The sequence below is a fragment of the Acinetobacter yuyunsongii genome (assembly GCF_041021915.1).
GTDB lineage: Bacteria > Pseudomonadota > Gammaproteobacteria > Pseudomonadales > Moraxellaceae > Acinetobacter.
Map to the genome: position 1 here is coordinate 912,353 of NZ_CP157435.1, position 26,791 is coordinate 939,143.

Annotated in this window: 23 protein-coding genes, 1 other RNA gene and 3 pseudogenes; 13 read left to right on the forward strand and 14 right to left on the reverse strand. The window is 38.6% G+C overall.

Features of this window, described 5'->3' with window-relative positions:
• The first annotated feature begins 380 nt into the window (after positions 1-380).
• A complete protein-coding gene (gene gdhA, locus ABLB98_RS04355) occupies positions 381-1,724 on the forward strand; it encodes an NADP-specific glutamate dehydrogenase (RefSeq protein WP_348882894.1) in 1,344 nt (447 codons plus the stop codon).
• A gap of 89 nt (positions 1,725-1,813) precedes the next feature.
• On the opposite strand, the pseudogene ABLB98_RS04360 reads toward gdhA, so the two are convergent.
• The 5 genes and pseudogenes from ABLB98_RS04360 to ABLB98_RS04380 form a co-directional block, all read right to left on the reverse strand.
• Positions 1,814-2,575: pseudogene (locus tag ABLB98_RS04360) on the reverse strand (DUF4377 domain-containing protein).
• 180 nt (positions 2,576-2,755) lie between these two features.
• The gene (locus ABLB98_RS04365) at positions 2,756-3,529 is read right to left on the reverse strand and encodes a class III extradiol ring-cleavage dioxygenase (protein WP_348882893.1); all 774 of its coding nucleotides are present in this window, start codon (positions 3,527-3,529) and stop codon (positions 2,756-2,758) included.
• Positions 3,530-3,629: 100 nt separating this feature from the next.
• Positions 3,630-4,109, reverse strand: coding sequence for a 23S rRNA (pseudouridine(1915)-N(3))-methyltransferase RlmH (gene rlmH, locus ABLB98_RS04370; protein ID WP_004663191.1), 480 nt, complete (start codon positions 4,107-4,109; stop codon positions 3,630-3,632).
• A gap of 323 nt (positions 4,110-4,432) precedes the next feature.
• The gene (lon, locus tag ABLB98_RS04375) at positions 4,433-6,862 is read right to left on the reverse strand and encodes an endopeptidase La (protein ID WP_348882892.1); all 2,430 of its coding nucleotides are present in this window, start codon (positions 6,860-6,862) and stop codon (positions 4,433-4,435) included.
• A gap of 144 nt (positions 6,863-7,006) precedes the next feature.
• Entirely contained in the window at positions 7,007-7,594 is a 588-nt protein-coding gene (locus ABLB98_RS04380; protein WP_348882891.1) for a 5-formyltetrahydrofolate cyclo-ligase, read from the reverse strand.
• A 406-nt stretch (positions 7,595-8,000) separates the two neighbouring features.
• On the opposite strand from ABLB98_RS04380, the gene ABLB98_RS04385 reads away from it, so the two are divergent.
• A complete protein-coding gene (locus ABLB98_RS04385; protein ID WP_348882890.1) occupies positions 8,001-8,201 on the forward strand; it encodes a hypothetical protein in 201 nt (66 codons plus the stop codon).
• Between the two features lie 56 nt (positions 8,202-8,257).
• Here ABLB98_RS04385 and ABLB98_RS04390 read toward each other — a convergent pair whose 3' ends face one another.
• Complete coding sequence (locus tag ABLB98_RS04390; protein ID WP_348882889.1) at positions 8,258-8,638, reverse strand: MerR family transcriptional regulator; 381 nt, start codon at positions 8,636-8,638, stop codon at positions 8,258-8,260.
• 100 nt (positions 8,639-8,738) lie between these two features.
• Between ABLB98_RS04390 and ABLB98_RS04395 the strand changes: the two genes are divergently transcribed.
• Positions 8,739-11,459 carry a heavy metal translocating P-type ATPase gene (locus ABLB98_RS04395; protein ID WP_348882888.1) on the forward strand — a complete coding sequence of 907 codons (2,721 nt, stop codon included), beginning with the start codon at positions 8,739-8,741 and terminating at the stop codon, positions 11,457-11,459.
• Between the two features lie 260 nt (positions 11,460-11,719).
• Positions 11,720-12,241: pseudogene (locus tag ABLB98_RS04400) on the forward strand (transposase).
• A gap of 192 nt (positions 12,242-12,433) precedes the next feature.
• Here ABLB98_RS04400 and ssrS read toward each other — a convergent pair.
• From ssrS to ABLB98_RS04415, 3 genes are all read right to left on the reverse strand, one after another.
• Positions 12,434-12,615, reverse strand: a non-coding RNA gene (gene ssrS, locus ABLB98_RS04405) — 6S RNA.
• Between the two features lie 79 nt (positions 12,616-12,694).
• The gene (locus ABLB98_RS04410; protein ID WP_249570255.1) at positions 12,695-12,982 is read right to left on the reverse strand and encodes a cell division protein ZapA; all 288 of its coding nucleotides are present in this window, start codon (positions 12,980-12,982) and stop codon (positions 12,695-12,697) included.
• A 2-nt stretch (positions 12,983-12,984) separates the two neighbouring features.
• Positions 12,985-13,539, reverse strand: coding sequence for a hypothetical protein (locus tag ABLB98_RS04415; RefSeq protein ID WP_249570254.1), 555 nt, complete (start codon positions 13,537-13,539; stop codon positions 12,985-12,987).
• A 66-nt stretch (positions 13,540-13,605) separates the two neighbouring features.
• Here ABLB98_RS04415 and ABLB98_RS04420 point away from each other — a divergent pair, with 66 nt between their 5' ends.
• The 5 genes from ABLB98_RS04420 (at position 13,606) to ABLB98_RS04440 (ending at position 18,654) form a co-directional block, all read left to right on the forward strand.
• Positions 13,606-14,241 carry a UPF0149 family protein gene (locus ABLB98_RS04420; protein ID WP_348882887.1) on the forward strand — a complete coding sequence of 212 codons (636 nt, stop codon included), beginning with the start codon at positions 13,606-13,608 and terminating at the stop codon, positions 14,239-14,241.
• Between the two features lie 69 nt (positions 14,242-14,310).
• The gene (pepP, locus tag ABLB98_RS04425; RefSeq protein ID WP_348882886.1) at positions 14,311-15,627 is read left to right on the forward strand and encodes a Xaa-Pro aminopeptidase; all 1,317 of its coding nucleotides are present in this window, start codon (positions 14,311-14,313) and stop codon (positions 15,625-15,627) included.
• 164 nt (positions 15,628-15,791) lie between these two features.
• Positions 15,792-17,003 (forward strand): 2-octaprenyl-6-methoxyphenyl hydroxylase, encoded by a 1,212-nt coding sequence (ubiH, locus tag ABLB98_RS04430; RefSeq protein ID WP_348882885.1) that lies wholly within the window; start codon positions 15,792-15,794, stop codon positions 17,001-17,003.
• Entirely contained in the window at positions 17,000-18,232 is a 1,233-nt protein-coding gene (locus ABLB98_RS04435; protein ID WP_348882884.1) for an FAD-dependent monooxygenase, read from the forward strand. Before ubiH ends, ABLB98_RS04435 begins: the two co-directional genes overlap by 4 nt.
• Before the next feature lie 173 nt (positions 18,233-18,405).
• A complete protein-coding gene (locus ABLB98_RS04440; protein ID WP_348882883.1) occupies positions 18,406-18,654 on the forward strand; it encodes a hypothetical protein in 249 nt (82 codons plus the stop codon).
• A 167-nt stretch (positions 18,655-18,821) separates the two neighbouring features.
• Here ABLB98_RS04440 and ABLB98_RS04445 read toward each other — a convergent pair whose 3' ends face one another.
• Together ABLB98_RS04445 and rsmI are read right to left on the reverse strand one after the other, a co-directional pair.
• The gene (locus ABLB98_RS04445; RefSeq protein WP_348882882.1) at positions 18,822-19,202 is read right to left on the reverse strand and encodes a hemin receptor; all 381 of its coding nucleotides are present in this window, start codon (positions 19,200-19,202) and stop codon (positions 18,822-18,824) included.
• Between the two features lie 22 nt (positions 19,203-19,224).
• Positions 19,225-20,067: a 16S rRNA (cytidine(1402)-2'-O)-methyltransferase gene (gene rsmI, locus ABLB98_RS04450; protein ID WP_348882881.1), complete on the reverse strand. Its 843-nt coding sequence runs from the start codon at positions 20,065-20,067 to the stop codon at positions 19,225-19,227.
• A 16-nt stretch (positions 20,068-20,083) separates the two neighbouring features.
• On the opposite strand from rsmI, the pseudogene ABLB98_RS04455 reads away from it, so the two are divergent.
• The 4 genes and pseudogenes from ABLB98_RS04455 to ABLB98_RS04470 all read left to right on the forward strand — a co-directional run bounded on the left by ABLB98_RS04455 (position 20,084) and on the right by ABLB98_RS04470 (position 22,822).
• Positions 20,084-20,749, forward strand: a pseudogene (locus ABLB98_RS04455) (hypothetical protein).
• A gap of 12 nt (positions 20,750-20,761) precedes the next feature.
• Positions 20,762-21,166 (forward strand): YraN family protein, encoded by a 405-nt coding sequence (locus tag ABLB98_RS04460; protein WP_249570245.1) that lies wholly within the window; start codon positions 20,762-20,764, stop codon positions 21,164-21,166.
• Positions 21,167-21,235: 69 nt separating this feature from the next.
• Entirely contained in the window at positions 21,236-21,946 is a 711-nt protein-coding gene (locus ABLB98_RS04465) for a BON domain-containing protein (RefSeq protein ID WP_178882579.1), read from the forward strand.
• Positions 21,947-21,949: 3 nt separating this feature from the next.
• On the forward strand, positions 21,950-22,822 hold the full coding sequence (locus ABLB98_RS04470; protein WP_348882880.1) for an alpha/beta hydrolase: 873 nt from the start codon (positions 21,950-21,952) through the stop codon (positions 22,820-22,822).
• Between the two features lie 18 nt (positions 22,823-22,840).
• Here the strand turns inward: ABLB98_RS04470 and nudC are convergent, their stop codons facing one another.
• The 3 genes from nudC to dnaQ all read right to left on the reverse strand — a co-directional run bounded on the left by nudC (position 22,841) and on the right by dnaQ (position 26,727).
• Positions 22,841-23,593, reverse strand: a complete 753-nt coding sequence (gene nudC, locus ABLB98_RS04475; RefSeq protein WP_348882878.1) for an NAD(+) diphosphatase — start codon at positions 23,591-23,593, stop codon at positions 22,841-22,843.
• The gene (locus tag ABLB98_RS04480) at positions 23,593-25,239 is read right to left on the reverse strand and encodes a chemotaxis protein (RefSeq protein ID WP_348882877.1); all 1,647 of its coding nucleotides are present in this window, start codon (positions 25,237-25,239) and stop codon (positions 23,593-23,595) included. The genes nudC and ABLB98_RS04480 overlap by 1 nt, the downstream gene beginning before the upstream one ends.
• Positions 25,240-25,365: 126 nt before the next feature.
• Positions 25,366-26,727, reverse strand: a complete 1,362-nt coding sequence (gene dnaQ / locus ABLB98_RS04485; protein ID WP_348882875.1) for a DNA polymerase III subunit epsilon — start codon at positions 26,725-26,727, stop codon at positions 25,366-25,368.
• Positions 26,728-26,791: the final 64 nt, after the last annotated feature.

The following is a 26,791-nucleotide window of genomic DNA, read 5'->3' on the forward strand; positions in this document are numbered from 1 at the left end:
GAAGATAGGATAAAAACAATGTCGTTATTATAGCAAAGAATAGTTTAATCGGCGGCAATCGTTGCTTAAATCTACTTTTTATAGATTTTTATTTTTGCAATTTTATAGTGCTAATATTGTTTTATTTTAGTGCTAAATCTTATATTTCGAATGATTTCTAATGCCTTATTACTAGGTTAAATGCTTATTTAAGCTATTTTTTTGAATATTTATTATAAAAATAATGAATATTTTTTAAAGTAAGATATTGATTTAAAATAATAAAAATATTATTTATGAAGATTGGGTTGAGAGTTGATCATAAAGGGTATTAAATGTGTTTAATATTCTATTTTGGTGCATTTTTTGCACTGAATTAAATCACTATCTGGGGGTGAGCGTTGAAATACGATAGCTTAAATGATTTCTTGGAGTATGTTAAAGCTAGAGATCCATATCAACCTGAGTTTTTACAAGCAGTAGAAGAGGTCATGACGAGTTTATGGCCTTTTATACAGAAAAATCCTAAATACGCTCAATACGGTTTGTTAGAGCGTTTGGTTGAGCCTGAACGTGTTATTCAATTTCGTGTATCGTGGATGGATGACCAAGGTCAAACTCATGTAAATCGAGCTTTTCGGATTCAATTTAATTCAGCGATTGGGCCATTTAAAGGTGGCATGCGTTTTCATCCTTCAGTAAATTTATCGATTTTAAAATTTTTGGGTTTTGAGCAAACTTTTAAAAATGCATTAACGACTCTCCCTATGGGGGGTGGTAAAGGTGGTTCAGACTTTGATCCAAAAGGAAAGTCAGAAGCTGAAATTATGCGTTTTTGCCAAGCGTTAATGTTGGAGTTATATCGTCATTTAGGATCAGATACCGATATTCCAGCAGGTGATATCGGGGTTGGTGGTCGTGAAGTAGGCTTCATGGCAGGGATGATGAAAAAGCTGAGTAATGATACGGCTTGTGTTTTTACGGGCAAAGGTATTTCTTTTGGCGGAAGTTTAATGCGTCCAGAAGCGACGGGTTATGGCACTGTTTATTTTGCTGAAGAAATGCTGAAAACTCGTGGTGATAGCTTTGCAGGAAAAACGGTTTCGATTTCGGGTTCGGGAAATGTAGCGCAATTTGCCGCTGAAAAAGCTATGTTTTTGGGTGCAAAAGTGGTGACTCTGTCAGATTCGAATGGCACTGTTTTTGTAAAAAATGGTTTTACTGATGCATTACTTGCCGAAGTGATGGAGCTGAAAAATATCAAGCGTGGACGTATTTCAGAGTTTGCATCGAAGCATGGTTTTGAATATTTTGAGGGTAAAACCCCTTGGCATATTCCTGTTGATATCGCATTACCTTGTGCCACTCAAAATGAGCTAGGTGCAGAAGATGCAAAATTATTACTAGAAAATGGTGTGATCTGTGTTGCAGAAGGAGCCAACATGCCATCTACCTTGGACGCAGTTGAACGATTTATCGCAGCTAAGATTTTGTATGCACCAGGTAAAGCATCAAATGCGGGTGGAGTTGCAACTTCTGGTCTTGAGATGTCTCAAAATGCGTTACGTTTTGGTTGGACACATGGTGAAGTTGATGAACGCTTACATGCCATCATGAAAGATATTCATGCCAATTGCTTAAAATATGGGACCAAAGAAGATGGTACTGTCAATTATGTTGATGGTGCAAATATTGCTGGTTTCGTCAAAGTAGCAGATGCCATTCTTGCGCAGGGTATTTATTAAGGGTCTCCTAAACTCCCTCTTTAATAAAGAGGGGATTTCCATAAAAAATCCGATGTTGAAAAACATCGGATTTTTTTAACTGGCTAAAATTATGATTTTTTCACGATTTCTTGTTCAACCACCATATCTAACACATCTGCAATACTTGATTGATCGGCAGCAGGGTTTTTAATTTCGAAACGTTTAACTCGAACGATTACACGTTGGTTTGGATTATGTTCAAAACCTTCGATTTGACCATAGTAAAGTGACCAATTTTTATCAGCGTATGTTTTGATGCCTTTATCGTCATATTTAATTTCACGAACTTGCATACAAGTTTGTGGTGCTACACCCGTACATGATTTAGTTTGTGGTGAAATTTCGAGGAAAACGATTTTACCTTCAGACTGGTATCTTGCTTCAGCTGTCATTTTACCAAGGAACGTATATTTTTGACCTTTACTATCAGTTATCGTCAAGATCGCTTGATCATTTTGGGTACTGAGTGTGAAAGGAACTTTTTTCTCACTAAAAATATCAGCAGATAAGCGTTCTTGTTGCATTAAATCATCCGCACACGCCATCATTGTTGATGCCAGTGGTGAGGTTACAATGGTATTACCTTCAACTTTTCAAGTCCCGCCTTGATTATTACAACCAGTTTGAATAGATAATCGTTGATTATCATCGAAAGATAAAACTAAAGGTTTTGATGCTTTTGAATCTTGATAAGTCCAATTATATTCAGTTAAATTTTTTGCTGCTGTTGTATTAATTTGAGAAATAACATTATCAGTTACATTTTGTACAGTTTGGCACGCCATCAAAGAAAGCGGTAATAAGGCAAGAACTAAATATTTAATTTTCATAGTCAAACAACAGTAAATAAATAACAGTCATTAGCTTAAAGTATTCTTAAAAAATAAAATGTAATCAGTTTATGGATTAAGTTCGTTAAATATATCTATTTGTAAATTTTAAGAAAATTGATTAGGAAAATGGCTTACCCAAATATAAGTAAGCCATTTGAAAAGTCTGATGCTTGGTTTTTAATCAAAACGATAAATATCCATACCTAATGATCCCATTGAAAAACTACTATGCACAATACTAAAACGATGACCTGTTCCCATTGCAAAGAATAATGGTGCAAAATGTTCAAGGGTAGGATGATTTCGTTGCACGTAGGGTAAAGATGGCCAGTCAAGTACAGCGTCATAATCTTGATGATTCAGTTTACTAACTACACTATTCCGAAATGTGCTTGCCCATATTGGAACTTCAGCATCTGCATGCCATGAAAGTTCAGAGAGATTATGGGTAATGCTACCAGAGCCAATTAATAAAATTTGTTGTTCACGTAAAGGTGCTAAAACTTGCCCGATTTTGTAAATCTGGTCAGCATTCATTTCGATGGGTAAGGAAATTTCAATCACAGGAATATCGGCTTCTGGATACATATGCAATAAAGGCATCCATACACCGTGATCTCGTGGTCGTGTGCTATTTGCATGTGCAGGAATATCTGCTTCTGTAAATAGAGTCAGTATTTCCTCAGCAAGTTTTGGAGCGCCCGCAGCAGGATAACGGATCTCATAAAGTTCAGGGGGGAAACCACGAAAATCATGCCACGTTTGAGCTCGAGTTGATGTACTTACTTCTAGTGCTTGGCTTTCCCAATGAGCAGACATCACAATAATTGCTTGGGGTTTTGGTAAATTATTGCTTAAACGATACAATGCGGGACCCACTTGTTCAGGATCAAGTGCAAGCATGGGAGAACCATGAGAAATAAATAACCCGGGTAAAGTCTGGAAATTCATAGATAAGCACCTGATTGGAAATACATCATTATCGTGACAAATTCATGGGAACAATGACAGCCCTTAAACATCAACAGATTGTTCTATAATCAGAACAATTTTAAGCGCGATGATAAGGATGATTATGATTGATACTCATCGCTCTATAAAGTTGTTCAATCAGTAGAATACGAACCATGGGATGTGGCATTGTCAATTTAGAAAGAGACCAATGCCAAGCTGCTGCTTTACGAACTGCGTCTGAATGTCCATCAGGACCACCAATCGCAAGAGCAATATCATTGCCTTCAAGCATCCATTGTTTCATGGTATCTGCCAGTTTTTCTGTACTGAGTTCTCGACCACCTACTTCTAAGGCAATTAACGTTTCATTGGGTTTAAGTGCATTTAAAATACTATCACCTTCAATTTGACAATATTTTAAAATATCTGCTTCGGAATCATTTTTGCCTCGTTTTGCCATCGGGAGTTCAATCACTTGAGTTTGTACAAAAGGTTGAATGCGTTTGAAATAGTCTTCAAATCCAGTTAACACCCAAGCAGGCATTTTTTGTCCGATAGTCAGAATACGAATTTTCATAGAATAAATAGATCGAGAAATTACGCCTATTATAAACAGTGTTCTTTATCGATAGTGATCAGCAAGAAAGGGAATAGTCGCTGAAAGTGTATTTATTGATTACGTTGTATAAAAAACGCAGCTCAAAATTGCGTTTGAGCTGCGATCAAAGTGTCATCAGTCTGGAGTTCGGATGACACTAAAAAATGGGTTCACTGAGTCAAGCTTCATCTTTATTTTTATCGACTCTATTTTATTATGCAATATATTGGTTGTTTTTCAACCAAATTATGTAACAAAAAAAGAGAGCCGAAGCTCTCTTTAATTTTCATCTACTTACTTGTTTAATGGCGCGCAGCCTTTGCTTCTTCTACTGGTTTAACAATAGGCGTTTTAGGTAAAGGCTTCGGCGTATCCGTTAATGCTAAAGGTAAGATCTCATCAATGCTTTTTACAGCTTTGATTTCTAAGCCTTCTTTTACATTTTCAGGAATCTCAGCCAAGTCACGAACGTTATCTTGTGGAATAAAAACTAATTTAATTCCACCACGGTGAGCTGCAAGAAGTTTTTCTTTTAGACCACCAATACGCATCGCACGACCACCTAGACTCGTTTCACCTGTCATCGCAATGTCTGGACGAATCGCAATACCAGTAAATGCTGATACAAGCGCAGTTGTGAGTGCTAGACCAGCAGATGGACCATCTTTTGGCGTTGCACCTTCAGGTAAGTGAACATGGACATCAGTTTCATCAAAACGTGATGCTTCAATACCTAATTCATCAGCACGAGTACGAACTACAGTCATTGCAGCAGTAATCGATTCTTTCATCACATCACCGAGCGAACCCGTGGTAATGAATTTACCTTTACCTTTCACGGCTGCAACTTCAATAGTAAGCAATTCACCACCTACCGAAGTCCAAGCTAAACCATTTACACGACCGACTTGTGCTTCATCTTCAGCCATACCAAAGTCAAATTTGTGCGGACCTAGGTATTCAGGAAGATTGGCAGAAGTGACATCAACTTGTAAGTTTTTAGACTTCTTGCTAACGGCTTCTTTCACCACTTTACGTGCAATTTTAGACACTTCACGCTCTAGGCTACGGACACCCGCTTCACGTGTATAACGTTGTACGATGTCACGGATTGCTTCTTCGTGAACAGTCAATTCTTTTGTACGTAGACCATTGTTCTTAATCGCTTTTGGAACAAGGTAACGTTCAGCAATATTTACTTTCTCATCTTCGGTATAACCTGGTAGACGAATGACTTCCATACGGTCAAGCAATGCTTCAGGAATATTCATGCTGTTAGCCGTACAGATGAACATGACTTCTGAAAGATCAAGATCAAGATCTAAATAATGATCGTTGAACTTACTGTTTTGTGATGGATCAAGTACTTCCAATAATGCTGATGCAGGATCGCCACGGTAGTCTTGTGCCATCTTGTCAATTTCGTCGAGTAAGAACAGTGGGTTCTTCACGCCAACTTTTGTTAAAGATTGTACAATTTTACCCGGCATCGCACCAATATAAGTACGACGGTGACCACGGATCTCAGCTTCATCACGTACACCACCAAGCGCCATGCGAACAAACTCACGACCTGTTGCTTTAGCAACAGACTCACCAAGTGATGTTTTACCCACACCTGGAGGACCAACTAGACAAAGAATAGGACCACGGAGTTTTTTCACACGAGATTGCACTGCAAGATATTCAACAATACGATCTTTGACGTCATCTAAGCCGTAATGATCTTCATCAAGAATCTCTTGTGCTTTCGCTAAGTTAATGCTGACTTTGCTCGCCTTATTCCAAGGTGTATCTAAAATGACTTCTAGATAGTTACGAACAACGGCAGCTTCGCTCGATGCAGGTTGCATCGCTTTCAGTTTGCGAAACTCAGCTTCAGCTTTTTTGCGTACATGTTCAGGCAAATCTGCTTCAGCAAGACGTTTTTCAATTTCCGCAACGTCATCTTCAGCACCGCCGTTCATATCAGAAAGTTCACGTTGAATAACTTTCATTTTTTCATTTAGAAAGTATTCTCGTTGATTCTTTTCCATCTGACGTTTAACACTGTCATGCAACGTTTGTTCAATTTGCTGTTCAGCAGATTGATTCATCAAGTAGCTCATCAACTCTTGCAAATGCGCTTCAAACTCGTCGTGCTCTAAAAACTTTTGTTTCACTTCGATATTTAAAGGTACACGAGTTGCAACAAAGAACATTAATTGTAATAAGTCTTCGATTTTATTTGCTGCTGCAACAAGCTCACGTGCATTACGTAATTTCGCTTCAGCATATTGAGCGAATAGGGTACGCAATTCGTTTAAGCGAGTTGCTTGAGCTTCCTCATCCAATGGTAATGTAATTGGACTGAGACTGTGCTCGGCAGTCAAGTATTCTTCACCATCAATGATGCGCTCTAATTTAGAACGATGCAGACCTTCAATCAGTACTTTAATGCAGTTTTCATCATTTTCATGATTTACGACTTGTACGATTTTAGCCACAGTTCCATATTGATAGAGGTTATCGTGATCAATTTCTTCTGTAAGCGAATCTTTTTGCGCAACTACAAATACTAAATTGTCACCGTTACGAGCCACATCCACTGCATTGATCGATTTTTCACGACCCACAAATAGCGCAATTTGCATGTGTGGATAGACCACAACATCACGTAATGCTAATAGTGGTAATACACTTGGAACCTGTGGCTCTAAGCTTGATTCATTATTTAAAATATATTCAGACATGGGCACTCCTAATGAGTGACAACGGTGTTGCCATGTTTTTTATAGTGATGTGCATTTCAAAAATTACAAGGGTTTTTACTTAGAAAATATTAAAAAAAGACTAAATTGGTCGGTTTTTTTCTAAAAAATATTAGAACAATAAGGTTAAGGCTTGAAAATATAGAACTTTTTAGGTGTTAGTAAACCATGAATCGGTTGATCCCATTTTTGTCTAGGTAAAGTTTGATCAATATATTGAAATGTATGAGCGAGACCCAAACGAAAAGGTCGATGCGGCGTACTTGCCAAAGTACGATCATAGAAACCACCTCCCATGCCGATTCGTGTCCCTAAGTGATCACAGGCAAGTAAAGGCATAATCAGTAAATCTAAAGTAGATACATGCTGACCACGCGATGCCATTGGTTCTTTCATCCCGAGTGGATGATGGGAAAAGCGTTTATTTAAATATTGACTGGAGCTGATTTTTACCCATACAAGTTCTTGATTCATCGTGCAGATCATGGGTAGGTAAACGAGTTTTTTGTGTTTAAAACAAAGTTGAATGAGTTTGTGAGTGTGCACTTCGCCAAAAGCATGAAGATATAATCCAACGCTTTTTGCAAACTTGAATTGAGGTATTGATCTGAGGCGATTTAAAGTGTCTTGCTCACTTTTTTTATGTTCAAAGCGATTCACTCGTTTTCTTTTTAAACGAATATCTTTTCTGAGTACATGTAAATCACTATTCATCGTATTCAAAATATAACAAAGCCTCGAGAATCATACTTGATTTAAGTGTGCTTAAGTATCTAAATAAATTGAAGTTCTAATCTTGTTGGTCAGTTCTGGATTCTGACAATTCAAAGTAATCACACAGCTGTAGCACTAGACTTAATTAGTGTGCTGTCAAAAATAAGAATAAAATAACAAATTTTGGTTTTATATGGCAAAAATATCACAAATTGCGTAAAAAGTGCTCTATAATCTTGCTGTGAAAATTGCAAATACTTGGTTATTTCACATATTTAAACAATTAAAAGGAATATTTTAGCGCTATGAATGAATGGGGTGTTTTATTTCATTCGTTACGATATTCACTGTGTCACTTTATAAAAATATTGAAAAGACCATAGGGTAATGTTGAGAGGGAAAAAGTATGTTTGATTCAAAAAATGTAATTGTCTTAGATCAAATGCTTATCTTAACTAAACAAGGTAAAAATGATTTGGTTTATCACAATGATACGCTGTTGAAAGTAATGATGATCTCTAATCAGCATCTCATCGTCGCCGATGATTACCAAACCAGTTTCTTATTGAAACAGAAGGATGAAAATGTGATTTGGTCATTTATCTAATGTTATGTACTTTTTTGATGAGTATTGATTCAACTGTCTAGATTGATTGATGGAATTTATTGTTTGAGTTCCATCAATATTGGGCAACATTCATTTTCTGTCGTTTTACACTCGTCTAACCATGTGGAAAGTCTTTGCTTAAGACCCATAAGTTCCTGAATTCTTTCATCGATCTTGCTCAATCGTTGTTCAATAACATGTCTCACTTGGATGCGATCTTCTAAATTCAATGTGAGCAATTGTTTAATTTCATTCAGTTGTAATCCAGCATCCTTCGCTTTCTGAATAAAGCTCAAGGTCTCTAAGTCTTGCTGACTATAATGTCGGTAACTTTGAGTACTTTCAGGTACACGCATTAAACCTATACGCTGATAATAACGAATGGTTTCGACATTAACGTGGCAGGATTTTGCTAGTTTTCCGATTGTAAGGTTCATTTTCTCATACCTTTGTTGGGATAGTGAAAAAGCACTTGACTCTGTACCTAGGTACAGACTTTATCCTAGTCCTATCGAGAAAGAAAAGATAGGTGTAATGATGACTCAGCAACAAGCTTCATCCTGCTGTTCAGGTCAGAAAACAGCAATTGTTTATGAATATATTGATCCTGTCTGTGGAATGCAGGTGGCTGAAACGTCGAAGCATTATTTTGATTATCAGGATATTCGTTATTTATTCTGTTCAGCAGGTTGCCAACAGAAATTCAGCTCAAAACCTGAAAATTATTTAAAATCAGATCAATATCTAAAATTAACATCATCTTGCTGTGCTAAGCAGTCTCAACAAAAAGTAGGTTCATGTTGTGAAAGTGAATCAGAGCAAGCTATTGAATTAGCTCAAACATCTTCTTGTTGTAAGCCTAAGCCAACGAAGCAAAAACTAAGTTCATGTTGTGGCCCTAAACCAGAAGTAGCATCTATTCAAGATGAAGCTAAAAAATCTTCTTCTTGTTGTGGTGGAAAGCATGATCATTCAAGTGAAAGCAATTTAGTTGATACAGAAATTGATCCTGTTTGTGGTATGTCAGTCAAAACCACGACAGATTTAAAAACAGATTATCAAGGTAAAACATATTATTTCTGTAACCCATCTTGTTTTGATAAATTTAAAAATGATCCTGAATTTTATCTAATTCCAGTCGATCAGCGTCCTCTACCTGAGGGGGCAATGGATATGGATTATACCTGTCCAATGGATCCTGAAATTGTACAAAAAGGGCCAGGAACTTGCCCAATTTGTGGGATGGCACTGGAGCCGATGCAACCCACTCTGGATGATGGACCAAATCCTGAACTGGTAGATTTTAGTCGACGTTTTTGGACTACATTACCTTTGAGTTTGTTGGTGATGATCTTGGCCATGGGTTCGCATGTTCATGCCTTTATTTCGCCACATATTCAGCCGTGGATTGAACTTCTTTTAAGTTTGCCTGTGGTGTTATGGGCGGGTTATCCCATTTTACAACGTTGTTGGGTGTCCTATAAAACAGGACATCTGAATATGTGGAGTTTGATTGGTGTCGGGGTGCTTGCAGCATTTATTTATAGTGTTATTGCCACGATTTTCCCATCACTCATTCCAGTTGAGGCGAAAACAGGGCATGGTGTCGCTGTGTATTTTGAAGCAGCCTGTATGATTGTTTCATTGAGCTTGTTGGGTCAAATTTTAGAACTAAAAGCACGTTCACAAACAGCAAATTCATTAAAAGCTTTACTCCGTTTACAACCTGCTAAAGCGAAACTTGTGCAGCATGATCAAGTTGTTGAAGTAGATATAGCGATGGTCAAACAAGGTGATATTTTGCAAATATCATCGGGTGAGCAAATTCCATTAGATGGTCTAGTCGTTGATGGAAAGACCTATGTTGATGAATCCATGATGACAGGTGAGCCTGTTCCTGTGAAAAAGGAAAAAGATGATCTAGTCATTGGCGGGACAATTAATCAACAAGGCTCTATTCGAATCCAAACAACTGCTGTGGGTACGAACACGACATTAGCCAAAATGATCCAAACTGTCGCTGATGCGCAACGCTCCAAAGCACCATTGCAACGAATTGCAGATGTGGTTGCAAAATATTTTGTGATCGCCGTACTCAGTATTAGTGTGCTGACTTTTATTGCGTGGATGGTATTTGGGAAAGCACAGTTTGATTTGGCTTTAATGTGTGCAGTCGCTGTTTTGATTATTGCTTGTCCATGTGCTCTTGGCTTGGCAACACCAATGTCCGTGATGGCAACCACAGGTCGAGCCGCTCAAAAAGGCGTGTTATTTAAAGATGCCGAGGCGATTGAAGCTTTAAGTAAGGTCAATACTTTGATTATTGATAAAACAGGAACATTAACTGAAGGTAAACCAAGTTTAAAAGAGATTCAGCTTTTATCTCAAACTTATAACCAAGCACAAATTGAATTATGGATTGCATCGATTGAACAATATTCGACGCATCCAATTGCCCAGACCTTAACTCAATTAGTTGATGCAAATCAATTACTCAATGTCTCTGATTTTGAGGATGTGGCAGGCTTTGGTGTGAAAGGAAATATTGATCACCAGACCTTGTATATTGGCAGTCAGAAGCTTATTGAACAGTTAGCTTTAACCGTGGATGCTGATTTAATCCATGAGTTGGATCAAAAACGTGCACAAGGCGATGTGTTTAGTTTTTTGATGTCAGAACAAGAAGTGATTGCCTATATTTCGATTCATGATGCAATCAAACAAAATGCCAAAACTTTGATTGATCAACTACATGCTGATGGAATTGAAGTAATTATGGCAACTGGTGATCATCAGAAAAATGCAAATATGGTTGCAGATGCTTTAGGTATTAAAACAGTCTATGCCAATCTTGATCCTAAGCAAAAACTTGAAATTGTGAAACAAGCACAAGCTCAGGGAAAAATTGTGGCAATGGCTGGGGACGGTATCAACGATGCGCCAGCACTGGCGCAGGCGAATGTTGGTATTGCGATGGGAACAGGAACAGATATTGCCAAGCAAACAGCGCAAGTGACTTTAGTTAAAGGGGACATTCAAGGGGTTGCACAAGCAGTTCATATGGCAAAATTAGGGGTAAAAAATATGAAGCAAAATCTTGCATTCTCTTTTGTTTATAATGGATTAGGTGTTCCTGTTGCAGCAGGTTTATTTTATCCACTAACAGGATTATTGCTCACACCAATGTTTGCTGCTGTAGCAATGTCATTAAGCTCGCTCTCTGTTGTGGTGAATGCTTTACGTTTGAATAAATCATAATTCATTTTAAGAAAAATAAAGCCCCTATTCTAATAAATTGAGAGTAGGAGCTTTATTTTGACCCAACTGACATCATCAAAATGAATGCAGTCAATTCTATTCTTTTGTTTTATCCTTAACTTGAATCAAAACTATTGGGAAATAGCTAAGGATGGATCTAAAGATGCAAAACAATAAATTTAGTCGTGTTGTAAAATCACTTTTACTGGCTTTGTTGCACAAACCTATCTGTAAAGGCTTTTCATCGATATAATTTTCAAATGAAGAGGCCTACACACAAGATCTACCGCACAACCAATTGGCCCGCATATAACCGAGCACTCATTCATCGCGGAAATATTGCCATTTGGTTTGATCCTTCTACGCAGTGGTATGCTCCATCAAAAGGCAAACAAGGGCGAAATCAAACCTACTCCGATGCAGCCATCCAACGCTGCATTCTTTGGGGCTTATGACACCAAGCAATGCCGTCAGGCCATTGCAGATTGGCAAGCACATGCGGTGATTCCAGCTAGAAAAAATGCGAAACCATGGAAAGATACAAAGAGTAGCTCGCTAGAGCGAAATGAATGACTTCGAACAGTTAAACGTTTAGGCAGGACACTATGGAAAAAATGGTCAGGCTATATCATCGACGAAGTTTGGTTGAAACTAAAATGCACTGCATTAAATTGTTAGGAGATAACCTCAGTGCAAGGCGTTTTGATAGCCAAGTCAATGAGATTCATGCACGTGTAGCGGTCCTCAACAGATTTACGGAATTAGGTCGACCACTTACCTAAGTTACGCCTTAAATTTAGCTCAATTAGGGGGCTTTGCATTTCAAATCTTTGTGCAACACAGCCGTGATGAACAATTATAAAAAAAGATTTAGAAAATTTAATCGGGATTAATTTAACAGTATAAATTCTATTCAAAATAAATAGTTTATTAAAAAATACTTGAGGTGAAATCATTATTGTTATAATTAAAAAAATTGCTCCAGAGATGCCGCTGCATGGTCGTTACCCTGAACCCGATGAGTTCAAGGTGGAGGTGACGCATACTTACTGGGTTTCCTACTCGGGGTAGGCATACACTCAAAATATACAGGACACATCCATAAATTTAAGTATCGGCAGGGGACTAGACGTACTGGCGAACACCCTAGAGACAGTTTTAGTATAACCGATCTTTACACGATGACAATCGCTACTTGTAAAGATAATTATTAATTGATGAGGCTTTGTGCAATTTTACTCAACAGTTTGTTCTATATCTTCCAAAATCGTTTGAAGTAAATGCTCACAATGTGCATATTTCTGTAATGATTTGTTTAAGCTAAACACTTCCTGAGCCATTTGCAGGGCAACCATAATCACAAGCTTGTTATGTTCAACACGTGGGGCATTACGGCGCATGTCATGAAATTTCTGGTTCAGTAATTCAGCAGCACGCTCTAGTTCCTCACGCTTTTCTTCAGTCGTGTTTAGCCGAAACGTCTGTTCAATGAGGCGAAGTTCAACAACAATCGGTTCACTCATGATCAGGTCTCCTCTTGTGTTTCAGCATTTGGGTGGGCAAGTTGCTGAATCTCTTGTGCATGTTGATCCTGTGCTGTACCAAGAACAGCCAGACGCTGGATAATCGCCTCAACTTTAGATTTTGCCAACTCATTTTTTTGTAGCAAGCGATCACGATCTTGTTGTAAATCTTGAATTTCTTGCTGACTATGACGTTGCTGTGCTTGTAACTTCTCTTTATTTACACGTAGATCATTACGTTCAGCCAAAATTTCCTGGAAGCGGTTTTTCAAATCAGTAGTACTTTTCTCTAAACGCCCGTAGCGTTCAGCCAAAGTTGTTGCATCTTGATTCAGTTGTTTAAATTGATCTTGTAACTGAGACAATTGTTCAGTTAAGTTATCAACTTCTTCCTGCTTTTGCGTGATGATGCTATTTTTCTGCACAACTTGTGCATGGTGGTCAGTTTCAGCGAGTTGTTTAGCCTCAGTAAGCGAAGTATTCTCTCGCTCTAAATGATGTAAGCGTGTTTTTAAAACACCAATATGCGCTTGTAGACGCTGTAATTGTTCTAACATAACGAAGGTCGCACAGAGTTGCAATCAAAGGTAATATATACAGCAGTATAGAGATTGGATAAACGAATGCAAGACGATATTTCAGGTTGGACGGAATGGAATGCCCATTTTGATGGGATTGAAGAAATTTCAAGCCCAAGTGAGTTACACGGTTTACTCACAGGTATAGTTTGTGTTACACAAGCGCCAACCACCGATGAATGGTCACAAATTTTAAACACCCTCAACGTGCCAGCTTTACAGTCAGAAGCACTCGAAAGTTTAACGGATGAAGCACAAGATGTTTCTCATGCTTTGTCAGATGATGAATTAGATTATTTGCCTATGCTTCCAGATGATAGCCATTTGCTTGTAGATCGTGTGCAAGCGTTGGCAGATTGGTGCGCAGGCGTAGTCCTAGGTTTTGGTTTGGCTTCAGGTCATATTCGTGGTGAAGAACAAGAGCTGATTGAACATTTACAAGATGTTGCTGCAGTTGAGTTTGAAGACTCTGATAATGATGAAGAAGGCGAAGAAAGCTATCAGGAATTGTATGAGTTTGTACGCCTGATTCCTGTGAGCTTGTCGATTGGTCGTAAAAAGATTGCTGTGGCTGAAAGTTCTTTGCTACAAAATTTTCATGCCAAAAGCAGAAATCAAGATAATCAGGCGACTGATCCGCAAACGGTTGTCGAAATGTTCACCCCACATCGTCCGAGTTAACTCGGACGGTGCCTTAAGCTCTTATAAATACAGATACTTACAATCATTCATCTTCATCAGAAGGACAATATGAAATTAAGTCAAGCCGATTTCAAACAACGTCGTGATCTTCTTGCTAAACAAATAGGCAGCAATAGCATTGCCATTATTGCAACGCGAGCAGAAATGTATCGTAACCGCGATGCGGATTATAAATATCGTGCAGACAGTAGTTTTTATTATCTGACTGGATTCGTCGAGCCAGAAGCCGTTGCGGTAATCGAAACCTTTGCAGAGGGCGAGGAATATAGCTATAGCTTATTCTGCCGCGAACGTAACCGTGAAATGGAAATCTGGAATGGCTATCGTGCTGGAATTGATGGTGCGATTGAAATCTATGATGCAGATGAAGCGTATGCAATTGATCTGCTTGATGAAGAAATTATCGACAAGTTGTTAAATAAACAGTGTCTTTACTATCGTATTGGTCAAAATGCGGAATTTGATGCACGTGTCAGCCAATGGATTCAAAAAGCAGATGCACAGCAGCGTCGTGGTGGTGCTGCACCCGCTGAAGTGGTTCAGTTGGACCGTATTGTTGATGAAATGCGTTTGAAAAAATCAGCAAAAGAAATTGAGTTGATGCAGATCGCAGCCAATATCAGTGCTGAAGCGCATACCCGTGCTATGCAAAATGTAAAGCCAGATATGATGGAATATGCGCTTGAAGCAGAGCTGAATTATATCTTTGGTAAAAACGGTTGTGTACCTGCTTATAACAGCATTGTCGGTGGTGGTGAAAATGCTTGTATCTTGCATTATGTTGAAAATAACAAGCCTTTAAAAGACGGCGATTTAGTTTTGATTGATGCGGCTTGTGAATATGAGTTCTATGCATCGGATATTACCCGTACTTTCCCAGTCAATGGTAAGTTTAGTCCTGAGCAGAAAGCACTTTATAATATTGTTTTAGATGCACAGCTTGCGGCAATTGATGCAACCCGTATTGGCAATCACTATAAATATCCACATGAAGTGGCTGTCAAGATTTTAACCCAAGGTTTGGTTGATCTCGGCTTGCTGAGCGGTAATGTGGATGAATTGGTTGAAAGCGAAGCATTCCGTCAATTCTTTATGCATGGTACAGGTCATTGGCTCGGTATGGACGTGCATGATGTCGGTGCGTACAAGACTGGCGAAGATTGGCGTGCTTATGAAGCAGGTATGGTGGTCACTGTTGAACCTGGTTTATATGTTGCACCCGATGATGAAACAGTTGATGCAAAATGGCGGGGTATCGGCATTCGTATCGAGGATGATATTGTTGTGACTGAAAGTGGTCCATTGGTTTTGACGAAAAATGTAGTGAAAACTGTTGAAGAAATTGAGCAATTAATGGCTAGTTAAGTCAGAAATATTGATCTAAAGGTTTATTCTAGGATAAGCCTTTTTTATTTGTCGAATTAAAATAAAACACAGACCAAACAAAGTACAAATTCCATTGCTGATTTAAGTTAGAGTAAGATAGTCCCGAAACATCAAGTCATGAAAAATTGATAAGGAATAATATTATGCAGCAACAAGTCATCATTGTCGGTGGAGGTATGGTTGGACTCAGCCTTGCCTTAATGTTGGCAAAATCTAATATTGCAGTAAAGCTATTAGAAGCTGTGAAATATCCAAATTACGATGACGAGAACGCTTCCCCTTATTATTCTAGCTTTGATGCGCGTAACACCGCATTGTCACGCCGCAGCGTACAGATTTATCAAAAATTGGGTTTGTGGCAAGCCTTACAACAACATGCAACACCAATTCTACAAGTGCATATCACAGAGCAAGGCAGCTTTGGTAAGGCACGCCTAGTTGCTGAACAAGAAAAAGTAGAAAGCTTTGGGCAAGTGATTGAAAACGCATGGTTGGGTCGTGTGTTGCTGACCCAAGTTCGTCAACAGCCTTTGATTGAGTTGATTGATGGTGTGCAAGTCACCTCACTCACACAAGATGCAGATCAAGTCCAGATTGAAGCCATGCGCAATGGTGAATATATCCATTCCTTAAAATCCAAGTTGGTGATTGCGGCTGATGGTCGTGATTCATTTTGTCGACAAGCTATTGGGGTAGGTGTCGATGAACATGATTATGATCAAGTGGCAATCGTCACCACCGTACAAACCTCGAAACCACATCAACAAGTTGGCTTTGAACGTTTTAGTGCTTTAGGGCCATTGGCACTTTTGCCTTTGCCAGGTGAATACCGTCGTTCAGTGGTATGGCCTGTGAAGAAAGGCACTGAGGCGGAATGGTTGGGTGAGGAAAATGATCAGCATTTCTTGGATGCTTTACAGGAAACCTATGGTGATCGTGCAGGTAAGTTTGAAAAAACAGGTAAACGTTTTAGCTATCCACTGGCTCAGGTCTTGGCACATAAGCAGGCGGTAGGGCGTGTGGTGTTGATGGGTAATGCCGCACATACCATCCATCCAGTGGCAGGGCAAGGTTTTAATTTGTGCTTGCGTGATGCAGATGTACTGGTTCGTTTCTTGATGGAGCAATTGGCGAAGTCAGATGATATTGGCAATCCTGATAATTTATTGGCTTATGAACAAGCACGCTTAACTGATCAGCAAAGGGTGATTAAGTTCTGTGATTCAGTGGTGCGTGGTTTTAGTAATCAAAATCCAATTCTCAAGTTATTACGTAATACTGGACTGATTGCATTTGATGTGATTCCAGGTGTTAAACCTTTGGTTGCTAACTATGCGATGGGATTAAAAGCATGAGTGAGCTGTTAGATGTTGTGATTGTTGGCGGTGGCTTAGTTGGTGGATTAACCGCTTTATTGTTGGCGCAAGGTGGGGTGCAAGCGACGGTATTGGATGCTGCACCTGTACTTGATCAGGACAAAACTTTGGCAGTCATGAATCCTCGAGTATTGGCACTGAGTCAGGCGACGATTCACCTACTTAAAACAGTCGATGTTTGGGATGATTTAGCACGTCAAATGCCCTATTCAGGCATGCAAGTCTGGAATAAAAATGGCTATGGTGAAATTAATTTTGGTCATGCATCTGAACAGCAACCTCAATCAGATCAGGCTTTGGGTTCGATGGTTGAGCCAAGTGTCTTGAATGTTGCGATTCAACAGAAAATGCTGCAACAACTAAAAGACTATCGCACTCAAGTCAAAGTCATACGGATTGAGCAGATTCCACAAGGTTGGTCAATTCAATTGGCGGATGGAACAACACTAAAAACCAAGTTGCTGATTGGTGCAGATGGTGCGAACTCTTTTGTTCGTGAGCAAGCCTATATCGATTTAGATGTACTGGATTACAAACAGGCTGCCATCAGTTGCGCGATTAAAACCACACAACCGAATCAATATGTGGCTCGTCAAATTTTCCTACCGACGGGTCCATTGGCATATTTACCAATGGCGAGTTTGGATGCACAAGAGAATGGTTATTGGCAGTCGATTGTCTGGACTTTACCCGATGATTATGCCGATGAATATTCGGCATTAAATGATCAAGACTTTATGCGCTTACTGACTCAAGAAAGTCTGCAAATGTTGGGAAAAGTAGTTGCGGTTCGTTCTAGAGCACAGTTTCCACTAAAAGCTCGCGCAGCGCAGCGTTATATTAAATCTGGTTTAGCCTTGATTGGCGATGCAGCACATGTGATTCATCCTTTGGCTGGTCAAGGTGTAAATATTGGCTGTCTGGATGCTGCGGTATTGTGTGATGTTCTACTGCACGATTTAAAACGTGGTGTGTGGGCCAATGAGCAAACGTTATTGCGTTATGAACACCAACGTAAAGGCCAGAATGATGCCATGATGCACAGTATGTCCGCAATTGGTTGGTTGGAAAGTTCAGAATTATTTCCGTTTGTTTGGGCACGAAATTTTGGTCTAAAACAAGTTGAACAATTCGATTGGTTTAAAGATCGCTTTATGCGACAAGCGAATGGATTAGGGGCTTTACAGCACACTCGTTATGCTTGCTAAAAAACAGTAGATATTTTTTAAACAATCATTTATAAATCAGAGTGAATTTGGTTATAAAAAGCACAATTTAATGAATATTTTGCTTTGATAAATGAGAAGAGCTTGTTAAATTTCATCAAGTTCTGATGACCAAATAACGATGATGAGAGTTTAGTCATTGTGGGGAGAGTAATATGACGGAAATGAATGATTACGACGAAAACACTGAAGATTCTGCGGTAGACGATGAAGAAGCGAAAGCTGCAGAAAGTGGTGCGGATAGCGAAGAGTCAAGTGCCAATGACGCAGATTTGGCTGAAGCAGAAGCCTTAACAGTGACTGCTAAACAGAAACAACGCCAAGCTCTAGAAGATGAGGTTGCCGCGTTTCTGGCACGTGGTGGACGCATTACTGAAGTTCCGCCAGGTGAGACTCACGAATAAGCTGAAAGATTTAAAAGCATCACGACTGTGGTGCTTTTTGATGTTGATGTGATTCGTGTCCGCATTACAGTGGCTGATACAGTGCTTTAAGAATCCCACATTGTGCATTTTGGAGAGTATTGATGCCTTATCCATTCCATGAAGGCAGCAATATGCGTTTGGTATGCTTATTTCTTGTTTCTGGAAAGATGCTGTAAATAGAATTCAATATCTTCCTCTCGATAGCCCAGCAATTGACCAATTCTTCGCTCAAGCTCTGGTACAAATCCTGCTTTCGGTTGATTGAGGGATAGTTCAATGACCGATATCAATTCATCCACTTGCTCTATTGCAACATCCTTATAAATAAGAATATTTTCTATTTGTATATTGGGGAGGCGGGTTGTAGTGGTCTTGGTTCGGGATTTTAAAATGCCTGATTCAAGATAAGGCAAAAACTCATCAGGAAGGCCTTCATAAAAAAAGGCAATTGGTTTTTCACCAGAAAGCAGCAATTCAAGTTCTCTGCTTTCATGGGGACCTAACATGGGTAATGAGTCTATAGCCATTTCCTACGTATCTTTTTAAGTCTTATTTATTATCTTGAGTCAATTCCAAAGCACGTTGATAAGCCACTTTCTTTTTAATACCTGTTAGATCAGCAGCCAATTGAGATGCTGCCTTGACTGATAAATCTTGTAATAAGCGTTTTAGCAACTCATCCAATTTATCTTGCGCCATGTCTTTTTCAGCAGTGGCACCACCCACCACAACTACAATTTCACCTTTCTCTTGGTTGTGATCATTTTCAATAAAAGTGACCAACTCTTTTAAAGTCATTTTTTTAATAGTTTCAAAGGTCTTTGTGATTTCACGAGCAAAACCTACAGGTCGATCTTCACCAAATACCTCAGCCATATTTTTTACACTGTCTAAAATACGATGTGGCGCTTCATAGAAAATGAGTGTTTGTGTCTCATCTTTTAGTTTTTCAAGTTGGCTAATTCGTTGTGAAGCCTTTGACGGTAAGAAACCTTCAAAACTAAAGCGATCACTTGGTAAACCTACAGCACTCAATGCTGCAATTGCAGCACAGGCACCAGGTACAGGAATCACACGAATGCCATGTTCCTGAGCTGCACGAACCAGCTTAAAACCTGGATCACTAATGAGGGGCGTACCTGCATCACTAATCAGAGCAATACTTTCACCATTTAGCATTTTTTGGAGAAGTTGATCAATTTTGTTACTTTCATTGTGATCATGGCACGCTGTTAACGGTGTTGAGATATTATAGTGTTTAAATAATTGAGCAGATTGACGAGTGTCTTCTGCCGCAACCACCGATACAGACTTTAAAATATCAATCGCACGAAAGGTCATGTCATCTAAGTGCCCAATCGGGGTTGCTACAACAAATAATTGAGCACTCATAAAAGGTAACTCCCTCATGTATTACAAAAAATATTGTTTGCTGCTAGGTTTGGCAGCGCTTGTAAGTCCTGTATATGCGGACATACTCGTGATTCTACCTGAATCGGGTACGATGGCGCGAGCGAGTCAAAGCATTAAATCATCGTTTTCAAAAAGATCGCATCAAAAAGCTTTTTATCGTTCGAGAAACAGGAACTGAGTCAGCAACAGAACTTTTGCTTTCTGCACTAAAGGATCAATTTTCATCAGAATAGAATTTGTTGATGAAGTACCACAAAAACGATCAAGTAAAGAAGGGGTATTATTGTTAGGGAGTCAACATTGGTTGGAACAATTAGGTACATTACCCGAAAAGAATATTTACGTCACACCGATGAGTATTGAGCAGGGACAATCTATTCCAATTGGTTTAAGTTTTTGTGATACACCTGCGTTATATAATGGGCAATGGGCAGATTTAATCGAAGCCTATAAGAAACAACCAGAAACAATGGCATTTCAACGTTTATTAGCTTTTGGAGGAGATGCTTGGACGATAAGTCAACAGTTCTTGGAGCAAACTGGACAGGTGCAGTTCTCTTTTGTTGGGCGCACAGGTGCAATTGAGTTAAAAGACCGTAAAATCTACAGGCAGCCATATTGTTACAGGCAGCAGAAAAATAGCATTGAAATTTTAAAATAAGATATGGGCACAATGGAACAACACAAACATCTTTTGGGACAATGGGCAGAACAGACGGCATTGCTATTTTTACAGTCCCAGCAGTATCAATATGTCAATAAAAACTACCATTCACGTTTTGGAGAAATTGACCTGATTGTCAAACGTGGAAATGAGCTGGTTTTTGTGGAGGTGAAAGCCCGTTCCGAAGGCAGTTATGCAGGGGCCTGTGAAGTGATTTCGTATTCACAGCAACGTAAGATTATTAAGACGGCGCAGTTCTTTTTACAAAGATATCCCAATTATTACAATTTTGACTGTCGTTTTGATGTGATCTGTTTTGATTTTCCACAGAAACTTGCAAAAACACTACAACCAGATTTTTCAAAATTGAAGTATGATCAGCAATGGATTAAACATGCGTTTACTTTGGATTGAGATACGGTTGAGTCATTTCAAGAAAAGTGCAGTAGATTGAAAAAGTTAGTGGATAGGGAGTCTTGCCAAGTGTTGAAACGTTTAACGATGACGTTGGTTTGTGTTGCAAGTTTATCGGGATGTGCGAGTTTTATTTCTGGTGGAACAGGATCGGCGCCTGTTGGTACAAGCAGTGGTGAACGCAGTTTAGGGCAGGTTTTTATTGATTCCTCAATCAAGCGTACTGCAAATATCAACCTATACAAACTAGACCATCGCTTTAAGCAGTCACGCATCAATATTGAAAGTTTCCACAGTAATGTTTTATTAACAGGGCAAGTTCCTGATCCTTATTTGAAACAATTAGCAGAAGACAATTTAAGAGCGATGAGTGATGTAAAAGCTGTGCATAACTACATTACTGTTGGTGATAAAGTAAATTACAACACGATTATGCAGGACTCTACTGTGACTGCAAATACTCGTGGTTTGCTAATGAGAGCGCCTGTTGTATCTGACAGTAAAGTATTAGTTCATACTGAAAATGGCATCCTTTATGTGATGGGGCGTTTAAATACTGCTGAGATAAGAGACTTAGATGATGTCTTACAAAAAGTTGGTAATGTGAGTAAAATCGTGACACTGATTGATAATATTGATCAACCATCTGGAACGGTAGCAAGTGCTACAGCAGCAACACCGATGATTGGTGGTGCTTCAACACAACCTTTAGTTGAAACTCCAGTTGCAATTGATCCTGATCAGACTGAACCAGCGACTATTACTCCGACTAAACCCTAATCTATGAAGCAACTTATTCAACAAGTACAAGAAAATGTTATACGGGCGAAAAACTTTTATCAGGAATTTCGCCTGTATGATTTAGCAAGCTATTCGATGAATTATCTGACGCCAAAGGATACTTTTGAAAAAGAAGAACATCTTGCTTATGGATTAAAAGCCAGAAATCGACTGGATCTTTATCGAACCAAGAATCCAAAGAAACAAAAACCTTTGATTGTTTTTGTACATGGTGGGTCATGGCAACATGGTAATAAGAGAGATTATTTATTCATTGGCGAAACCTTTGCTCGAGAAGGTTTTGATGTTGCTGTTATTAATTATCAACTCGCTCCAGAGAATATCTTTCCAGCATTTGTCGATGATCTAGCGCAAGCGATTCATTATTTGAATCAAAATAAAGTTAAATTGAATATTTCAACCGATAACATCATTTTGATGGGACATTCTGCGGGTGCCTTTAATGTGATGTCTGTGGTGTATTCTGCTCAGCCTCAGCAATTTAAATATACAGATAATATTAAGGCAATTGTTGGTTTGGCTGGTCCGTATCATTTTGACTATAAAAATGATCCTTTATCTGAACATGCTTTTGATCCAAAAACATCGTACCAACAAGTGATGCCGTATTATTTTATTAATCCGAATAAGATTAAACATTATCTATTGATGGCTGAGAATGATCAGTTGGTTGGTAATCATAATAGTTTCGATCTTGATAAGGCATTGAGAGAAAAGGGTAATCATAGCCATGTGATGATTATTCCTAAGACTGGACACATTACCATTGTGGCGACTTTGGCCAGTTTTGTAAGTCATTACTTCAAAACCAAACGAACGATTTTGCATTTCTTAGATGAAGCTTTAGAATATTAAATAAAAAAAGCATCTTGATTAAGATGCTTTTTTATTCTCAACGATTTGCATAATCATTGCATGTGCAATACTACCTTTAAATGGAATTTCAGGTAGTTGATCAAACTTAAAGAATTGAGCCTCGCTAATTTCTTCCACTTGTAATTGAATATCACCTGAATCATATTCAGCATGAAAAGCAATCATTAAATTACTTGGAAATGGCCACGGTTGGCTCGACATATAACGAATATTTTTTAGTTTTAAACCGACTTCTTCAAAAGCCTCTCGTTGCACAGCTTCTTCTAATGTTTCTCCGACTTCAACAAATCCGGCAATTAGCCCGTACATATTACTTTTATTATGCGCCGATTTCGCAAGTAAGATTTCATCATCACCTTTGGTAATGATTGTAATAATACAAGGCTGAACGCGAGGATATTGATGATAGCCACAAGCTGGGCAAACCATTGCGTATTCTTTGGCGTGAATTTCAGTCATATGACCGCAATGGCTACAGAATTTATGATTACGTCGCCATTCTAATAGTTGGACTGCTCGACTGGCTTGAAGAAATTCTGTAGTTGACCATGACTGAATCAGTTCACGGATTGGAACGAGCTGATAGCCATCGGGAATGGCTTCATTTTCAAGTAGATCACGCGCAATAACGTGATCATTATGATTCAAGGGTAAATCACTTGCTAATTTTTCAACCTTTGGCAGTTGCAGGTTTTCATCAACTAACAGTTTTTGATGTTGAAAAATATAAGCAAGTGAGAGCTGAGTCATTATGCGGCGATGTTTTGTAATTGCTGACTGCTTGATAATGCCACATCAAACATAGATTGCAATACAGGTTGCTTATTGTTTAGGTTATCAACGAGTAAATCTAAACCAGCAACAACATTTAGAATGCAGTTAATTTGCTCAGCATCAATCGCTTCGTTCTGATTCAAACGATGCTGTGCAAAATGTGCTGCACCTAACAGTGCAGTTTGTTGAGCAGAGCTACCTAAGAATAACGCAGCGCCTGATAACTCATTCAGATATACAGGAAGGGCTTCTAATGTATTAGCTGTTGGATCTTGTACATACAAACTTAAGGTTTGAGTCAATGTTTCAATCAAAGTCTTAGTTTCAGTCAACAATGCTCGATGAGCTTCATCTAAGCGATCTAAAGAAATTTGCATATTGTTGACGCGTAATTGTAAACGACTGGAAGTGTAATTACGCTCTAAGATACCGATTGAATTCATCGATGCTAAAATGCTATTCATTAAATGTTGAATAGAAGTTGCATCAGTTAATGTATTCGGTTGACTCAATTTTTCAGCTTGCTGAGTTAATTCTTTAGCTGCTTCATTTAAGTTAAGTACCTTAAATACATTAGAAAGTTGAGTTAACTTTTGCTGTAGTTCTTGGGTTTTTTCAGCCGACATATTTTGATGGTTATACTCAATTTCATTACGAATTTGAGCCATTTCATTTGTTATTAATTGACTGATTGTATGTACCGTTTCATAGTCAGGACCGTATAAATGACGACTCAAAACTTGAAGTTGAGTATCACTGAGTAATTCATCACCAATGTTCAATTGTTGACGAATATGTTGTGATAAATCATCTTCTTGACTGATGCAGATCGTCAAAATATCTGCCAAATCAGCAATACTGTTTTGATAAGTTGTTGGTTGAGCCAAGAATTTTGCAATATTCGTTTCGATTTGAATAAGGGTACGTAAACGTGCTTCTGTAATCAAAAGCTCATCAATATGTCCTAAGCCTACATTGACCAATTGCCAATATTGTTGGCTCGGTAGATTGTTGGCTAAACCTGCAAGGTAAACACCAACGAGTTTAATTCCTTGTAAATCGAGAGGAGATTCACTTTGTTTAATCAGCTTGTTTAAGCATAATTTATAAAGTTGGTGGATATACTTCGATTGTTCCAAACTTGGTGCTTGTGGCAAATTAAAGTTTGGTGTCATGAAATCCAGTAACGGTTGAAGCGTTTGACCTTCTTTGGTAATTGGCTTGCCTAAAGCTTTCTCCAAGCGATTAAGCGTATCAATTAAGAACTGAGGTACTTTGACTTCACGTAAACAAATAAACTCAATATAGCGTTTTAACATCGTTGTACCTTCACTGAGAGCAACGATATCGCTAGTTTTAATTTGTTGCGGTTGAGCCATGATTTGACGCATAAGCTCAGCTGAATATTGAGTGATTTGTGCTAAATGAGGCATATCAATTAATGCAAGTACTTGTGTGCACTGTTCGAACTGATTAAGTGCGTCATCAATACCAAAAGGCAATGCTTGTTCTTCGGCAAGCGTATTGACAGCTGTCTCCACCAATTTAATCGAATTGTCGATCTCATTTTTTATTATTAATAATGCAGTTGGGTCGAAATGAATCGAGGTTTGGTAAGACATATGACCTACACCTTTCCTAAGTTGTTATATCCATGAACCTCCTAGAATAGGAGGTAAAATCATTAACAGTTAATATAACTTAAGTTTGAAAACTTGAAATACAAAAAATTACGCTCAACAGCAAATTTATTTTGCAAAAAGGCAAGCGCTTCCATGTTTTTGCTCAAATTGTTTGACCCAAGTCTCATGTTCATTTAGTTCATGTTCTGATGGATAGATAATTGGTAAATCTACTTCGATACGAGAACGAGTGGTTTTATTTTGGTTTTGTTCATTTTGTGAAAGGGCATCCATATCAAAAGAAACTTGTCCACCCGTCATTGCGAGATAAACATCAGCCAAAATTTCAGCATCGAGTAACGCACCATGGAAGGTACGATCACGTGCAGGAATTTCATAACGGCGAACTAAAGCGTCTAAAGAGTTCTTTTGCCCAGGATGTTTATTTTTAGCTAAAGCCAGTGTATCTGTAACTTCGCAAACATCAGATAATAATGGCAGACCAACACGTTTGAACTCCATATTTAGGAAATTCATATCGAATGTCGCGTTATGTGCAATAATTTCAGCGCCTTGTAAAAAATTAAACAGTGTGTCGGCAATTTCTGCGTATTTAGGTTTATCTTGCAAAAACTCGTCGCTGATACCGTGAATATCCTCAGAGTCACCTACAGGTTTTTCTGGATTGATATAAATATGAATTGAGCTTCCCGTAAGTTTACGATTGATCATTTCAATCGCACCAACCTCAATAATACGGTCACCATCTTGGAAATAGAAACCTGTAGTTTCGGTATCCAGAATAAGTTGGCGAGGGCCTTGTAAGTGTACTTTTGCCTCAGTAATAACAATCTGAGGGTGAACTGTCGTTGTTGATGTATTTGGGCTTATTGAGTGACTCATTACAGCTACATCAGGATTAATTTCCTCGATACTGATCTCTTCGACTTCTTCAACCAAGTTATCAATATCTTCATCAAGGTCGAGACCAAATGGGTCATCTAATAACCAGTCAGATTCAGGCTTTTTTGTATCAGCGTTAGCCTGCACGAGAGATTTCATTTGTTGAGCCGTTTGTTCGGCACCGAGATTGGCCAATTGATCAGCCATTTCATTACCAGCATGTCCAGCATGCCCTTTGATCCAATTCCATTCAATTTTTCGGTTAGCGCAAACAGCATCTAACTTTTTCCATAAATCAGGATTTTTAACATCTTTCCAATTTTTCTTTTTCCAACCATGAATCCATTCAGTAATACCTTGTTTAACGTAATTGGAATCAGTCCAAATAATCAGATGTGCGTCTGTAGGGCAAAAACTTACACCTTCAATCGCAGCTTGCAGTTCCATTCTGTTATTGGTTGTTTCAGGTTCTCCGCCACAAAGTTTATGTTCACCTTGTTCGGTAATGATATATGCACCCCAACCACCTAAACCTGGATTGCCTTTACATGCGCCATCAACATAAAGTGTGATTGTTTGAGACATAGTTAAACCTAAAGTTAAAAGTTTGTGTTGTATTACGAGATTACATTCATAAAAAATGATGTTT

Bases quoted from the DNA above. Each gene is read 5' to 3' on its own strand.
- ABLB98_RS04365 (WP_348882893.1), bottom strand. From the start codon at position 3,529: ATGAATTTCCAGACTTTACCCGGGTTATTTATTTCTCATGGTTCTCCC.
- rlmH (WP_004663191.1), bottom strand. From the start codon at position 4,109: ATGAAAATTCGTATTCTGACTATCGGACAAAAAATGCCTGCTTGGGTG.
- lon (WP_348882892.1), bottom strand. From the start codon at position 6,862: ATGTCTGAATATATTTTAAATAATGAATCAAGCTTAGAGCCACAGGTT.
- ABLB98_RS04380 (WP_348882891.1), bottom strand. From the start codon at position 7,594: ATGAATAGTGATTTACATGTACTCAGAAAAGATATTCGTTTAAAAAGA.
- ABLB98_RS04385 (WP_348882890.1), top strand. From the start codon at position 8,001: ATGTTTGATTCAAAAAATGTAATTGTCTTAGATCAAATGCTTATCTTA.
- ABLB98_RS04390 (WP_348882889.1), bottom strand. From the start codon at position 8,638: ATGAACCTTACAATCGGAAAACTAGCAAAATCCTGCCACGTTAATGTC.
- ABLB98_RS04395 (WP_348882888.1), top strand. From the start codon at position 8,739: ATGACTCAGCAACAAGCTTCATCCTGCTGTTCAGGTCAGAAAACAGCA.
- ABLB98_RS04410 (WP_249570255.1), bottom strand. From the start codon at position 12,982: ATGAGTGAACCGATTGTTGTTGAACTTCGCCTCATTGAACAGACGTTT.
- ABLB98_RS04415 (WP_249570254.1), bottom strand. From the start codon at position 13,539: ATGTTAGAACAATTACAGCGTCTACAAGCGCATATTGGTGTTTTAAAA.
- ABLB98_RS04420 (WP_348882887.1), top strand. From the start codon at position 13,606: ATGCAAGACGATATTTCAGGTTGGACGGAATGGAATGCCCATTTTGAT.
- pepP (WP_348882886.1), top strand. From the start codon at position 14,311: ATGAAATTAAGTCAAGCCGATTTCAAACAACGTCGTGATCTTCTTGCT.
- ubiH (WP_348882885.1), top strand. From the start codon at position 15,792: ATGCAGCAACAAGTCATCATTGTCGGTGGAGGTATGGTTGGACTCAGC.
- ABLB98_RS04435 (WP_348882884.1), top strand. From the start codon at position 17,000: ATGAGTGAGCTGTTAGATGTTGTGATTGTTGGCGGTGGCTTAGTTGGT.
- ABLB98_RS04440 (WP_348882883.1), top strand. From the start codon at position 18,406: ATGACGGAAATGAATGATTACGACGAAAACACTGAAGATTCTGCGGTA.
- ABLB98_RS04445 (WP_348882882.1), bottom strand. From the start codon at position 19,202: ATGGCTATAGACTCATTACCCATGTTAGGTCCCCATGAAAGCAGAGAA.
- rsmI (WP_348882881.1), bottom strand. From the start codon at position 20,067: ATGAGTGCTCAATTATTTGTTGTAGCAACCCCGATTGGGCACTTAGAT.
- ABLB98_RS04460 (WP_249570245.1), top strand. From the start codon at position 20,762: ATGGAACAACACAAACATCTTTTGGGACAATGGGCAGAACAGACGGCA.
- ABLB98_RS04470 (WP_348882880.1), top strand. From the start codon at position 21,950: ATGAAGCAACTTATTCAACAAGTACAAGAAAATGTTATACGGGCGAAA.
- nudC (WP_348882878.1), bottom strand. From the start codon at position 23,593: ATGACTCAGCTCTCACTTGCTTATATTTTTCAACATCAAAAACTGTTA.
- ABLB98_RS04480 (WP_348882877.1), bottom strand. From the start codon at position 25,239: ATGTCTTACCAAACCTCGATTCATTTCGACCCAACTGCATTATTAATA.
- dnaQ (WP_348882875.1), bottom strand. From the start codon at position 26,727: ATGTCTCAAACAATCACACTTTATGTTGATGGCGCATGTAAAGGCAAT.